The organism is Saccharopolyspora gregorii (assembly GCF_024734405.1).
GTDB classification, from domain to species: Bacteria; Actinomycetota; Actinomycetes; order Mycobacteriales; family Pseudonocardiaceae; genus Saccharopolyspora_C; species Saccharopolyspora_C gregorii.
This window is the reverse complement of sequence record NZ_CP059556.1, coordinates 1,660,277-1,673,706: the sequence shown is the minus strand read 5'-3', so window position 1 is coordinate 1,673,706 and position 13,430 is coordinate 1,660,277. Positions and strand designations below refer to the sequence as shown.

10 protein-coding genes are annotated in these 13,430 nt (G+C 72.8%); 5 read left to right on the top strand and 5 right to left on the bottom strand.

Going from position 1 to position 13,430, the window contains the following annotated elements; translation table 11 throughout:
- Positions 1-33 precede the first annotated feature (33 nt).
- A complete protein-coding gene (locus tag H1226_RS07370; RefSeq protein WP_258348015.1) occupies positions 34-282 on the bottom strand; it encodes a hypothetical protein in 249 nt (82 codons plus the stop codon).
- A 147-nt stretch (positions 283-429) separates the two neighbouring features.
- On the opposite strand from H1226_RS07370, the gene H1226_RS07365 reads away from it, so the two are divergent.
- Entirely contained in the window at positions 430-1,197 is a 768-nt protein-coding gene (locus H1226_RS07365; protein ID WP_258348014.1) for a GntR family transcriptional regulator, read from the top strand.
- Between the two features lie 22 nt (positions 1,198-1,219).
- Complete coding sequence (locus H1226_RS07360) at positions 1,220-1,870, top strand: YdcF family protein (protein WP_258348013.1); 651 nt, start codon at positions 1,220-1,222, stop codon at positions 1,868-1,870.
- Between the two features lie 120 nt (positions 1,871-1,990).
- On the opposite strand, the gene H1226_RS07355 is transcribed toward H1226_RS07360, so the two are convergent.
- The 3 genes from H1226_RS07355 to gltB form a co-directional block, all read right to left on the bottom strand.
- Positions 1,991-2,491 (bottom strand): hypothetical protein, encoded by a 501-nt coding sequence (locus H1226_RS07355; RefSeq protein WP_258348012.1) that lies wholly within the window; start codon positions 2,489-2,491, stop codon positions 1,991-1,993.
- A 169-nt stretch (positions 2,492-2,660) separates the two neighbouring features.
- Positions 2,661-4,163 carry a glutamate synthase subunit beta gene (locus H1226_RS07350; RefSeq protein ID WP_258348011.1) on the bottom strand — a complete coding sequence of 501 codons (1,503 nt, stop codon included), beginning with the start codon at positions 4,161-4,163 and terminating at the stop codon, positions 2,661-2,663.
- Positions 4,156-8,706: a glutamate synthase large subunit gene (gene gltB, locus H1226_RS07345; RefSeq protein WP_258348010.1), complete on the bottom strand. Its 4,551-nt coding sequence runs from the start codon at positions 8,704-8,706 to the stop codon at positions 4,156-4,158. Before gltB ends, H1226_RS07350 begins: the two co-directional genes overlap by 8 nt.
- 549 nt (positions 8,707-9,255) lie before the next feature.
- Here gltB and H1226_RS07340 point away from each other — a divergent pair.
- From H1226_RS07340 to H1226_RS07330, 3 genes are read left to right on the top strand one after another with little or no spacing between them, the layout of a single operon-like run.
- Entirely contained in the window at positions 9,256-10,230 is a 975-nt protein-coding gene (locus tag H1226_RS07340) for an ABC transporter substrate-binding protein (RefSeq protein ID WP_309148789.1), read from the top strand.
- A gap of 5 nt (positions 10,231-10,235) precedes the next feature.
- Entirely contained in the window at positions 10,236-11,255 is a 1,020-nt protein-coding gene (locus H1226_RS07335) for a FecCD family ABC transporter permease (protein ID WP_258348009.1), read from the top strand.
- A complete protein-coding gene (locus tag H1226_RS07330) occupies positions 11,252-12,028 on the top strand; it encodes an ABC transporter ATP-binding protein (protein ID WP_258348008.1) in 777 nt (258 codons plus the stop codon). The genes H1226_RS07335 and H1226_RS07330 overlap by 4 nt, the downstream gene beginning before the upstream one ends.
- 121 nt (positions 12,029-12,149) lie before the next feature.
- Here H1226_RS07330 and lgt read toward each other — a convergent pair whose 3' ends face one another.
- On the bottom strand, positions 12,150-13,349 hold the full coding sequence (gene lgt, locus H1226_RS07325) for a prolipoprotein diacylglyceryl transferase (protein ID WP_258348006.1): 1,200 nt from the start codon (positions 13,347-13,349) through the stop codon (positions 12,150-12,152).
- Between the last annotated feature and the right edge of the window lie 81 nt (positions 13,350-13,430).

The following is a 13,430-nucleotide window of genomic DNA, read 5'->3' as shown; positions in this document are numbered from 1 at the left end:
GCCCCGTCGTGGGCCGCCGCCACTCGTCCGCCGTCAGCCCCCCGTGCGCCTGCGCGCGCGGTCGGCCGCCGCGACCTCGATCGCCTCGTCGAGCGACCGGCGGAACACCGCAATCTCGTTGCCGCTCAAGCGGAACTGGGCTTCTCCGTCCGGCACGCGCAGTTCGACGTCACCCGCGATGACACCGATCTCGCACATCGCGACGTCCGCCGATCCGACGGAGCACCGGCAGAGCCATTCCCGCTGCGGTTCGTCGTCGATTCCCGGAACAAGGGTCGTCATGTTCAGCCTCCTCTTTTAGATGTACTTCTATTTCGCCTCCTTGATCTTGACCGGTCAATAGGTGTCCATCTATCGTATGATCAATGCCCGAATGAGTCGGCACGGTAGCGTTCCAGTCGCGGCGCGTGACGAACCGACGGGAGGGCCATGCAGACCAGCTACGGACTCGTGGCCGACACCCTCCGCCGAAAGATCATCTCCGGCGAGTACGCGCCGGACACCACGCTGCCCAAGCAGGCCGACCTGGCGGCCTCGTTCGACGTCAACCTCGGCACTGTGCGCCGCGCCATCGCCCTGCTGGAAGCCGAAGGACTCGTCACGCCGATCCGGCGACGCGGCACGGTCGTGCGCTCCCAGCCACCGATGCGACGGCTCGGCGCGGACCGCTACGCGAAGAGCAAGTGGAAGCACGGCGACGTCGTCGCCTTCGCCGCCGACCGGGAAGCCTCCGGCAGACCCTGGCAGGCGACGGACCAAAGCAACACCGTGCGCCGAACCGAAGCCGACGACGACACCGCCGCCGCGCTCGGAATCGAACCCGGCACCGAGGTGTACGAACGTGCCCGCCTGGTCAGGGACCAACGCTCCCCCACGCACACGTTGACCAGCTACTACCGCGTCGAAGACGTGGAAGGCACGGCGCTGGTCGACCCGGCCGTCGGCCCGGCCGGGCGCGGCGGCGGTTTCGCCGTCCTCACCGCACAAGGCCTGGAACCGGACCGCATCACCGAATCGGTGCACGCGCGCATGCCCGCACCCGACGAGATCGCCATGCTCGAACTTCCCGCGGGCGAACCCGTGATGATCCTGGAGCGAACCGTCTGCACCGCCGACGGTCGCCCGATCGAATTCGCCCGAGGGGTGCACGCGGCCAGCCGGTTCCACTGGTCGTACACGTTCACGATCCCGGACTGATCTCGCGACTAGGGGGAATCCAGTGCTACCGACCGACTTGCCGGCGGACGTGCGGACGTTGTGGGACTACCACGACCTGCGGCACGAGCCGCGCCGGTGCGACGTGGGCGTGGGGCTCGGCAGCCACGACCTCGGGGTCGCCACCCGCACCGCCGAGCTGTACCACGAGGGCTGGTTCCCGCGGATCGTGTTCACCGGCGCGAACGCGCCCACCACCGTCGAGCGGTTCCCGCGCGGCGAGGCGGTGCACTTCCGGGAGCACGCGCTGGAGCTCGGCGTGCCCGACGCGGCCATCGCGGTCGAGACCGCGGCCACGAACACCGGCGAGAACATCGACTTCACCCGCGCGCTGCTGGCCGAGCAGGGGCTGCTGCACGCGACGATCACGCTGATCTCCCGCCCGTACCAGCAGCGCCGGGCGTACGCGACGGCGAAGAAGCGGTGGCCCGAGGCGGAGTTCCGGTGCGCCGCGACCCGGCAGTCGCTGGCGGAGTACGTCGAGAGCATCGGCGACCCGGACCGGGTGATCACCATGCTGGTGGGCGACACGCAGCGCATCACCCGCTACGCCGAGCTCGGGTTCGCCGCCCCGCAACCCGTGCCCACCGAGGTGCACGAGGCCTACCTGCGGCTCGTCGACGCGGGCTACACCGGCAGGCTCATCCCGAACTGAGCCGAGCCGGGACCCGGGCCGAGCGCACCGGGCGCCCCGCGACCGGAGACCCGCCACCGGCCACCGGCCACCGGCGACCGGCCACCGGCCGCCGGCACCGGCGCGGTCGTCCGAGAACCGTCACCGGTACGCGGGCCCCGCGTACCGGCCCAGCGCCTGGCCGAACTGGTCCTCGGTCTCGCGGACGTCGCCGACGTCGACCAACCGGTAGCCGGTCCAGCCGTTCTGCTGGACCACCCACGCCGCCGGAACTCCCGGGTTGTGCCCGTCCCGCGGCCACACCGTCAGGTAGGTGGCGGTGCTGCGCTCGTCCTTGGGCTTGCGCAGGGTGCTCAGCGAGACCCCGGCGACGTTCTGCCAGCCCAGCGCCACCCGCACCTTCCGCGCCGGGTGCTGGATCAGGATGCCGCGCTCGTCGATGCGCATCGTCATCGGCCGCAGCCCGTTGATCAGCATGACCACTCCGGCCACGACACCGACCGGCGCTGCGAAGAAGACGTAGTTGATCCGCACGGCCGTGTCCGCGGTCAACCCGCCGATCAGCACCACGGTCATGACCGCCCCGATCGCGATCAGGAATCCGCCGCCGATCGCCCTGTTCAGGCTCCGGTGGAAATCCACGTTCCCTCCCCATCCACTGTGGACCTATGCGGGCCGTGGTCGCGACCCGGAGGGGGAGCTTAAAGATCAACCGGCTCGCGCGTGGCCGGTTCGGCGGGACGGTCCCGTGAACCGGACCACGCGGAAGTCGTGCGGCGCGGGGCGAATCGTGCGAAACCCCGCGAACGGATCAGACCGCCAGCGGCAGCGCCGTCGGGTGCACCGGCGACGGCAGGTCGGAGGCACCGGTCAGGTGCGCGTCCACCGCGTTCGCCACCGAGCGGCCCTCCGCGATCGCCCACACCACCAGCGAGGCGCCGCGGTGCGCGTCACCGCAGACGAACACGCCGGGGGCCTCGGTCTCCCAGCTGGAACCGCAGCCGATGGTGCCGCGCCCGGACAGCTCGATGCCGAGCCCGTCCAGCAGCGGCATGTGCTCCACGCCTTCGAAGCCGATCGCGAACAGCGCCAGGTCGCACGGCACCTCCTCGGCCTCCGCGGACACCGGCACCACCTGCCGCCTGCCGTCGGCGTCCCGCTCCACGCGCACCTCGCGCAGCCGCACCGCGCGCACGTGGCCCTCGTCGTCGCCGACGAACTCCTCCACGGCGACCGCGAACTTCCGCTCGCCCGCTTCCTCGTGCGCCGGGTAGGTGCGCAGCACGTACGGCCAGGTCGGCCACGGCGACAGGTCGTCGTCGCGACGCGTCGGCGGCTGCGGGTACTGGTCGAGCTGGGTCACGCTCAGCGCGCCCTGCCGGGTCGCGGTGCCGTAGCAGTCGGCGCCGGTGTCGCCGCCACCGATGACGACGACGTGCTTGCCGTGCGCGGAGAGCGGGGTGGGGCCGTCGCCCTCCACCTCGCGGTTCGCCGGCACCAGGTGCTCCATCGCCAGGTGCACGCCGGCCAGCTCGCGGCCCGGCACGGTGCGGTCGTCGCGGCCGCGCAGCGCGCCCACCGCGAGCACCACGGCGTCGTGCCCGGCCCGCAGCTGCTCCACGGTCAGGTCCACGCCGACCTCGCAGCCGGTGACGAACTTCGTGCCCTCGGCGCGCATCTGGGCCAGCCGCCGGTCCAGGACGGACTTCTCCATCTTGAACTCGGGGATGCCGTAGCGGAGCAGGCCGCCGATGCGGTCGTCCCGCTCGTACACCGTCACTTCGTGCCCGGCGCGGGTCAGCTGCTGGGCGGCGGCCAAGCCCGCCGGGCCGGAGCCGACGACGGCGACCCGGTTGCCGGTGTGCGATTCGGGCGGGCTCGGGTGCACCTGGTCCTGGTCCCAGGCGACCTCCGCGATGGTCTCCTCGACGCGCTTGATCGTCACCGCGCCACCGGCGTCCGGGGAGATCGCCAGCACGCACGCCGCCTCGCACGGGGCGGGGCACAGCTTCCCGGTGAACTCCGGGAAGTTGTTCGTCGCGTGCAGCCGGTCGCTCGCCCGGTCCCACTGGCCGCGGCGCACCTGGTCGTTCCACTCCGGGATGAGGTTGCCCAGCGGACAACCCGCGGAACCCGAGTGGCAGAAGGGGATTCCGCAGTCCATGCAGCGCGCGGCCTGCGTGGACACCTCCGCCTTCTGGTCCGAAGTGGACAGCGCGGCGTAGACCTCGCGCCAGTCGCCGAGCCGCTCGTCGTACGGGCGCTTGGGCGCCTCGGCCCGGGAGAACTTCAGGAAACCCTTCGGGTCAGCCACGGGACGCCTCCATGATCGCCTCTTCCACGTCGCGGCCCTCGGAGCGGGCCAGCCGCATCGCCTCCAGCACCCGCGCGTAGTCGCGGGGCATGATCTTCGAGAACGCCGCGGAACGCCGCGTCCAGTCCCCCAGCAGCGACGCCGCCACCGTGGAACCCGTGAGCTCGTGGTGGCGCCGGACCACCTCGTGCAGCCACTTCAGGTCCTTCGCCGTCGGCTGCTGCACGTCCACCATCGCCGTGTTCACCCGCACCGGATCGAGGTCCAGCACGTAGGCGATGCCGCCGGACATGCCCGCGGCCACGTTGCGCCCGGTGCCGCCAAGCACCACCGCGCGCCCGCCGGTCATGTACTCGAAGGCGTGGTCTCCCGCGCCCTCGGCGACCGCGGTGGCCCCCGAGTTCCGCACGCAGAACCGCTCCCCGACCTGGCCGCGCAGGAACAGCTCGCCGGAGGTGGCGCCGTAGCCGATCACGTTGCCCGCGATCACCTGGTCCTCGGCGGCGAACGCCGAATCCCGGTGCGGGCGCACCACGACGCGGCCGCCGGAGAGGCCCTTGCCGACGTAGTCGTTCGCGTCGCCGACCATCTCCAGCGTCACGCCCGGCGGCAGGAACGCGCCCAGCGACTGCCCGGCCGAGCCCTCCAGCTCCACCCGGATCGTGTCGTCCGGCAGGCCCGCGCCGCCGTAGCGGCGGGTGACCTCGGCGCCGAGCAGGGTGCCGACGGTGCGGTTGACGTTGCGCACCGGCAGCCGCAGCCGCACCGGGTGCGCGTCCTCCAGCGCGGCCTCGGCCAGCTGGATCAGCGTGCGGTCCAGGGCGTGGTCGAGGCCGTGGTCCTGCTCGCGGACGCGGCGGCGCACCGCCGAGTACGGGGTCTTCGGCTCGGCGAACAGCGGCGTCAGGTCCAGGCCGGTGGCCTTCCAGTGCTCCACCGCCTCGTCGGTGCGCAGCGCGCCGACCTGGCCGATCGCCTCGTCCAGCGTGCGGAAGCCCAGCTGCGCCAGGTGCTCGCGGACCTCCTCGGCGACGAACTCGAAGAAGTTGACCACGTGCTCGACCTGGCCGTTGTAGCGCTTGCGCAGCTCCGGGTTCTGGGTGGCCACGCCCACCGGACAGGTGTCCAGGTGGCAGACGCGCATCATCACGCAGCCCTCCACCACCAGCGGCGCGGTCGCGAAGCCGTACTCCTCGGCGCCGAGCAGCGCGGCGACCACCACGTCGCGGCCGGTCTTCATGCCGCCGTCGACCTGCACGGTGATCCGGTCCCGCAGCCCGTTGAGCAGCAGCGTCTGCTGCGTCTCGGCGAGCCCGATCTCCCAGGGGGTTCCCGCGTGCTTGAGCGAGGTCAGCGCCGCCGCACCGGTGCCGCCGTCGTGCCCGGACACCAGCACCACGTCCGCGTGCGCCTTGCTCACGCCGGCCGCGACCGTGCCCACGCCGACCGAGCTGACCAGCTTCACGTGCACCCGCGCCCGGTCGTTGGCGTTCTTCAGGTCGTGGATCAGCTGCGCCAGGTCCTCGATCGAGTAGATGTCGTGGTGCGGCGGCGGCGAGATCAGCCCGACGCCGGGCGTGGAGTGCCGCGTCTTCGCGATCCACGGGTACACCTTGTGCGCGGGCAGCTGGCCGCCCTCGCCGGGCTTCGCGCCCTGCGCCATCTTGATCTGCACGTCGGTCGCGTTGACCAGGTATTCGCTGGTGACGCCGAATCGGCCGGAGGCGACCTGCTTGATGCCGGAGCGGCGCTCGTCGTCGTAGAGCCGGTCGGCGTCCTCACCGCCCTCGCCGGAGTTGGAGCGGCCGCCGATGCGGTTCATCGCGATCGCCAGCGTCTCGTGCGCCTCCGCCGAGATCGCGCCGTAGCTCATGCCGCCGGTCGCGAACCGCTTCATGATCTCCGAGATCGGCTCGACCTCGTCGATCGAGATGGGGGCCCGGCCGCTGTCGAACTTGAACATGCCGCGCACCGTGCCGCCCTTGCGGGCCAGCCGGTCGCACTCGGCGGTGTACTCGCGGTACGCCTCGACCTTGCGGGTCTTCGTGGCGTGCTGCAGCAGGAACACCATCTCCGGGGAGAACAGGTGCAGTTCGCCTTCGCGCCGGTACGAGTACTCGCCGCCGACCTCCAGCCTGCGGTGCGCCCGGTCCGTCGGGTTGTCCGGGTAGGCGCGGCGGTGCCGCTGCGCGACCTCCTCGGCCAGCGCGTCCAGCTCGACCCCGCCGAGCTGGGTGCCGGTGCCGGTGAAGTACTCGGCGACCAGTTCCTTCGACAGGCCGACGGCCTCGAAGATCTGCGCGGCCGTGTAGGCGCCGACGGTGGAGATGCCCATCTTCGACATCACCTTCAGCACGCCCTTGACCAGCGCCTGCACGTAGTTGCGGACCGCCACCCGCGGCCGGATCCCGGTGATCTGGCCGGTCGCGATCATGTCCTCGATCGTCTCGAAGGCCAGGTACGGGTTGACCGCGGCGGCACCGAAGCCGAGCAGCGCGGCGATGTGGTGCACCTCGCGGGCGTCCCCGCTCTCCACCACCAGCGCCACCTTCAGCCGCTCCTTGGTGCGCACCAGGTGGTGGTGCACCGCGGAGACCAGCAGCAGCGACGGGATCGGCGCCATCCGGTGGTCCGAGTCCCGGTCCGAGAGCACTAGTACCCGGGCGCCCGCGCGAATCGCCTCGGAGGCCTCCTCGCGCACCCGTTCGACCGCCTCCGCCAACGCCGCGCCACCACCGTCGGCCTCGTACAGGCCGGACAGCACGGTGCAGGCGAAACCGGGCAGGTCGCCGTCGGAGTTGATGTGGATGAGCTTCGCCAGCTCGTCGTTGTCGATCACCGGCGTCGGCAGCACCACGTGCCTGCACGAGGCCGCGACCGGCTCCAGCAGGTTCTGCTCCGGGCCCATCACCCGCGCCACCGAGGTGACGATCTCCTCCCGGATCGCGTCCAGCGGCGGGTTCGTGACCTGCGCGAAGTGCTGCACGAAGTAGTCGTAGAGCAGCCGGGAGCGCTGCGAGAACGCGGCCTGCGGGGTGTCCGACCCCATCGAGCCCAGCGGTTCTCCCCCACCGGAGGCCATCGGCGCCAGCAGCAGCGACAGCTCCTCCTCGGTGTAGCCGAACGTCAGCTGGCGGCGCACCACCGACTCGTGGCTCTGCACCACGTGCTCGCGGTCCGCGAGCTGCCCCAGGTTCAGCTGGCCCGCGTGCAGCCACTCCTCGTAGGCGTGCTGCTCGGCGAGCTCGGTCTTGATCTCGTCGTCGTCGACGACGCGGCCCTGCTCGGTGTCGATCAGGAACATGCGGCCCGGCTGCAGCCGGCCCTTCGCGACGATCTCCGCCGGGTCCAGGTCGAGCACCCCGGACTCGCTGGCCAGCACCACCCGGTCGTCGGAGGTGCGCCACCAGCGCGCCGGGCGCAGCCCGTTGCGGTCCAGCACCGCGCCCACCAGGGAACCGTCGGTGAAGGTGACGCAGGCCGGGCCGTCCCACGGCTCCATCAGGCCCGCGTGGAAGCGGTAGAACGCCTTGCGCTTCGGGTCCATCTCGGCGTGGTTCTCCCACGCCTCCGGGATCATCATCAGCACCGAGTGCGGCAGCGAGCGCCCGCCCAGGTGCAGCAGCTCCAGCACCTCGTCGAACGAGGCCGAGTCCGAGCCGTCCTCGGCGCAGATCGGGTACAGCCGGGACAGGTCGCCCGGGATCAGGTCGGACTCCAGCAGCGCCTCCCGGGACCGCATCCGGTTCCGGTTCCCGCGGATCGTGTTGATCTCGCCGTTGTGCGCCATGTAGCGGAACGGGTGCGCCAGCGGCCACGACGGGAAGGTGTTCGTGGAGAACCGGCTGTGCACCACCGCGATCGCCGAGACCAGGCGCTCGTCGGTGAGGTCCGGGAAGAACAGCGGCAGCTGCTCGGTGGTCAGCATGCCCTTGTAGACGAAGGTGCGCGCCGACAGCGACGCGAAGTACAGCTCGGCGCCCTCCCGCGCGGACTCCCGCTCGGCGCGCTTGCGCAGGCAGAACGCCAGCCGGTCCAGCTCCAGCCCGGCCTGCCCGGCGGAGCCCTCGACCAGCAACGTCGCGAAGTGCGGCATGCACTCCAGCGCGGTGGTGCCCACCCCGGCGGCATCCGGTGCGATCGGCACCTCCCGCCAGCCCAGCACGCGCAGGTCCTCTTCGATCGCGATGCGCTCCACCAGCGCCACCGCCGCGGCGCGCAGCTCGGGATCGGCGGGCAGGAACGCGATGCCCGCCGCGTAGCGCGCGCGGCCGGCCGCATCCGGTTCGGGCAGGTCGAAGCCCGTGCAGGAGCGCAGCAGCTCGTCCGGCAGCTGCAGCAGCACCCCGGCGCCGTCACCGCTGGTCGGTTCCGCGCCGGCGGCCCCGCGGTGGTCGAGATTCGCCAGCGCGGTCATCGCATCGGACACGATGCCGTGCGAGCGGCGCCCCTGGACGTCGGCCACCATGGCGACCCCGCAGGAATCGTGCTCGGAAGCGGGGTCGTACAGACCCTGAGCGGCGGGAAAGGCAGAGAAGACCACTGCGCAAACCTCCCTCGTCGGTACTCGTGCGGAAAGACCACCGCGCACTCGCGTTGATCTCTTCTGGGCACGGGACGACGCTGGCCCGCGTGGGCGTCCGGCGCTGGACGGGTGGTCGGCCGAGCCGGGCAGCGGCACCGCACTCGGCGAAACGAGACCTTCGGCGGCCGAACCGGGCACCGGTGGCGACCGGGCTCGTGGGACTCGGTCCCGCGAGCGGTGCGGAACCGGGGAAGGCCACGAGCGCCTGGGACCGCGACCCCGGGTTGGAACCGCAACCCAGGATTGAGACCGCGACCCCGGATTTCGACGAACCTTAACAAGCACGATACCCGGCAGCAGCACCGCAAGTCAGCTCTCGGCCCGCGTGAATATTCCGACGTCCGACCGAACCGCGTCAACCCCGCGGGCCCGCGGAACCCCTGGGCACCCGGCGACCGGGCAGGACGATCAGCTCCTGGTACCTTTCCAGCTCGGGGCGCTCGCGGCAGCGAATTCCGGTGCGTTCGCGCGGGCGTCGCCGTCCGCCACCGCACCCGGTGCGCACCCGTGGCGCACCGGCCCGACCACGAGGACGCCATGCTCGGGTTCCGCCGCCTCCCCGCCCTGCTGCTGACCGTGCTGGCCCTGCTGCTCGCAGGCACCGCGTGCGCCACGCGCACGCCCTCCCCGGCACCCGAAGCCCCCGTCGAGGACCCGGCGGCCGCGTTCCCCGCGCAGATCGCCCTCGACGGCCAGGAACCGATCACGCTGCCCCAGCAGCCCAAGCACATCGTGTCGCTGAGCCCCACCGCCACCGAATCGCTCTACGCCATCGGCGCGGGCGACCAGGTGGAGGCCGCCGACCGGTCCTCCTCCTTCCCCGCCGACGCCCCCCGCACCGAGCTGAACGCGCTCAGCAGCGACGCCGCGACCGTCGCCGGGCACGACCCGGACCTGGTGATCGCGCCCGACGGCGCCGGGAAGCTCGTCGAGGGGCTGCGCGAGCTGGAGATCCCGGTGCTCGTGACGCCCGCCGCGACGTCGCTGGACGACGCCTACGCGCAGATCGAGACCCTCGGCCAGGCCACCGGGCACAGCAGGCAGGCGCGGGACGTCACGGCCCGGATGCGCGCCGACATCGCGAAGATCGTCGCCGACACGCCGAAGGCGCCGGAACCGCTGACCTACTTCCACGAGCTCAGCCCCGACTTCTACACCGCCACCTCGCGCAGCTTCATCGGCGACGTCTACGGCCTGTTCGGGCTCCGCAACATCGCCGACGACGCCGAGGGCGAGTACCCGCAGCTCGCGCAGGAGCGGATCGTGCAGGCCGACCCCGACCTGATCTTCCTCGCCGACTCGAAGTGCTGCGGCGCCACCGCGGACGCCGTCGCCGCCCGCCCCGGCTGGAACACCCTCACCGCCGTGCGGGAGCGCCGCGTCGTGACGCTCGACGAGGACGTCGCCGGGCGCTGGGGACCGCGCGTGGTCGACCTGGTGCGCGCGGTCGCCGACTCCGTGTCCCGCGCCCAGCGGCCCTGAGCCGGGTGCGCGGCACGACGCGGCTGCGGCCCGTCCCGCTGCTGGCGGGCGTCGCGGCGCTGCTGCTGGCCCTGCTGGTCTCGGTGCTGCTCGGGGCCGCCGACCTCGGCTGGACCCGGGTGCTCGCCGAGCTCGGCGCCCAGCTCACCGGTGGGCACTCCCCGCTGTCCGAGCGGGAAGCGGCGATCCTGTGGCGGCTGCGGGTGCCGCGCGCGGTGCTCGGGGCGCTCGTCGGGGCCGCGCTCGCCGTGTCCGGCGCCGCCTTCCAGGGCGTGTTCCGCAACCCGCTCGCCGACCCGTACCTGCTCGGCGCGGCCAGCGGGGCGGGGCTCGCCGTCACCCTCGTGATCACGGTGCTGCCGGGCGCCGCCGGGGTGCCCGGGGCCGCGCAGGCCGCCGCGTTCGCCGGTGCGCTCGGCGGCGTCGCCACCACCTGGCTGCTGGGCCGCGCCGCGGGCGGCGGGGCCGCGACGCTCGTGCTCGCCGGAGTCGCCGTCGGCGCGTTCCTGTCCGCCGGGCAGACCTTCCTGCAGCAGCTGCGGCTGGAGAGCCTGCAGCAGGTCTACATGTGGATCCTCGGGCGGTTGAGCACCGCGGGCTGGGGGGACGTGCTGCTGGTGCTGCCGCTGCTCGTGGTCTCCGGCGGGGTGCTGTGGGCGTGCGCCCGGCTGCTCGACGTGCTCGGCACCGGCGACGAGGAGGCCGCCTCGCTGGGCGTGCACCCCGGCCGGGTCCGCGCCGTCGTGCTGCTCGCCGCCTCGCTGGCCACCGCCGCCGCCGTGTCCGTCGCCGGGCTCATCGGGTTCGTCGGGCTCGTCGTCCCGCACCTGGTCCGGCTCGCCTTCGGCGGCGGCAACCGGATCGTGGTTCCGCTGTCGCTGCTGTTCGGCGGGGCGTTCCTGGTGCTCGCCGACGTGCTCGCGCGCAGCGTCCTCGCCCCCGCCGAACTGCCCATCGGGGTGATCACCGCGTTCACCGGCGCGCCGTTCTTCGCGCTGCTGCTGCACCGGAGCAGGCGCGCATGACCGAGCTGCGGGTGCGCGACCTGACCGCCGGGTACCGGCGGCGCACCGCGCTGACCGGGGTGTCGGCGCAGGTGCCCGCCGGTGGCTGGCTCGCCGTCATCGGGCCCAACGGGTCCGGGAAGTCCACGCTGCTCAAGGCCGTCGCCGGGCTGCTGCCGCACCGGGGGGACGTGCTCGTCGGCGGCAGGCCGCTGCACCGGGCGGGTCGCCGCGAACGGGCCCGGCTGCTGGCCTACTCGCCGCAGACCCCGCAGCTGCCGCCCGGGCTCACCGTCACCGACTACGTGCTGCTCGGCCGCACCCCGCACCTCGGACCGCTCGGGCGGGAGAGGCGCGGCGACCTCGCCGTGGTCGAGCACGTCGTCGAACGGCTCGACCTGGCCGGGCTGGCGCGGCGACCGCTGGCGGAGCTGTCCGGGGGCGAGCGGCAGCGGGCCGTGCTCGGGCGGGCGCTGGCTCAGCGGTCCGGGGTGCTGCTGCTGGACGAACCGACCACGGGCCTCGACCTCGGGCACGCGCAGGCGCTGCTGGACCTGGTCGACGAGCTGCGGCGCGAACTGGGCACCACCGTCGTCACGACGCTGCACGACCTGACCATCTCCGCGCAGTACGCCGATCGGCTGCTGCTGCTCGCCGACGGCCGCACCGCCGCGCACGGACCGCCCGCCGACGTGCTCACCCCGGCGGTGCTCACCGAGCACTACGACGCGCGGGTCGTGGTGCTCACCGCTCCCGACGGAACACCGGTGATCGCGCCGGTGCGGGGCGGCTGACCTCTCCCGAGGCGGGTGGTGCTCGTCGGCGGCACCGCTGCCCGAGAACGGGCGATCCGCTCGTACGAGGACGGCCGCGCCCCGGGGAACCGGTGGCGCGGCCGTCGTCGAACGGTGCGGGTCACTCGTCGCGGTCGGAGTCCTCGGAGCTCTTCTCGCTCGTGGCGGCGGAGGTCTCCTTGGGCCGGTCGGCCTTCTCGTCCGCCGGCTTCGAGGCGGCGGCCTTCTCGTCCGGCTCGGCATCGCCGGACTCCGCGGGTTCGGACTTCGCTTCGTCGGGCTGCGCTTCGTCGGGCTGCGCTTCGTCCGGCTGCGCGGGTTCGGGCTTCGCCGCATCGGGCTCGTCGTCCCGGTTCTTCGCGTCGACCCGCGTCGCCCCGCCGGAACCGGCCGCGCCGGTCTCCCCGTCGTAGTCGTCGTCGCCCGGCAGCGGCCTGCCGCGCAACAGCTCCGGGTCCTCCCGCTTCCCGCGCACCACCAGCAGGTAGATCACCGCCAGCGCGAACACCACCAGCGAGGTGAACACGTTGATGCGGATGCCGAGCAGGTGCGTGGCCGCGTCGGTGCGCATCATCTCGATCCACACCCGGCCCGCCGTGTACCCGGCGACGTACAGCGCGAACACCCGGCCGCGCCCCATCCGGAACCGCCGGTCCGCCCACACCACGAGCACCGCGACCAGCAGGTTCCACAGCAGCTCGTACAGGAACGTCGGGTGCACCACCGCCAGCGGCGCCCCCTGGTCGACGGCGCGGCCGTAGATCTGGTCGACCATGCCGTCCTCGTTGACCCGGCGGTAGATCTCCAGGCCCCAGGGCACCGAGGTCGGGCTGCCGTAGAGCTCCTGGTTGAACCAGTTCCCCAACCGGCCGATGGCCTGCGCCGTGATCAGCGCCGGGGCGATCGCGTCGGCGAACGCCGCCAGCGGCACGCCGCGCCTGCGGCAGCCGATCCACGCACCGACCGCGCCGAGCGCCACCGCACCCCAGATGCCGAGGCCGCCCTCCCAGATCTTCAACGCGTCCAGCGGGTTCCGGCCCGGGCCGAAGTACTTGTACCAGTCCGTCGCGACGTGGTAGAGCCGACCGCCGACCAGCCCGAACGGCACCGCGAACACCGCGATGTCGGTGACCACGCCCTTGCGGCCACCGCGCGCCTGCCAGCGCCGGTCACCCCACAGGATCGCCACCACGATCCCGGCGATGATGCACAGCGCATAGGCGCGCAGCGGCACCGGGCCGATGTACCACACCCCCTGCGGGGGGCTCGGGATGTTCGCCAGGAACGAGGTCGCCGGGGCAGCGAGGTTGTGCGCGCTCACCCGAACACCGTATCGGTCCGCCGCGCCACCCCCATCGCCAGGTGAACGGCCCGCCCGTCCGAGCCGGTGGGCCGTTCACCC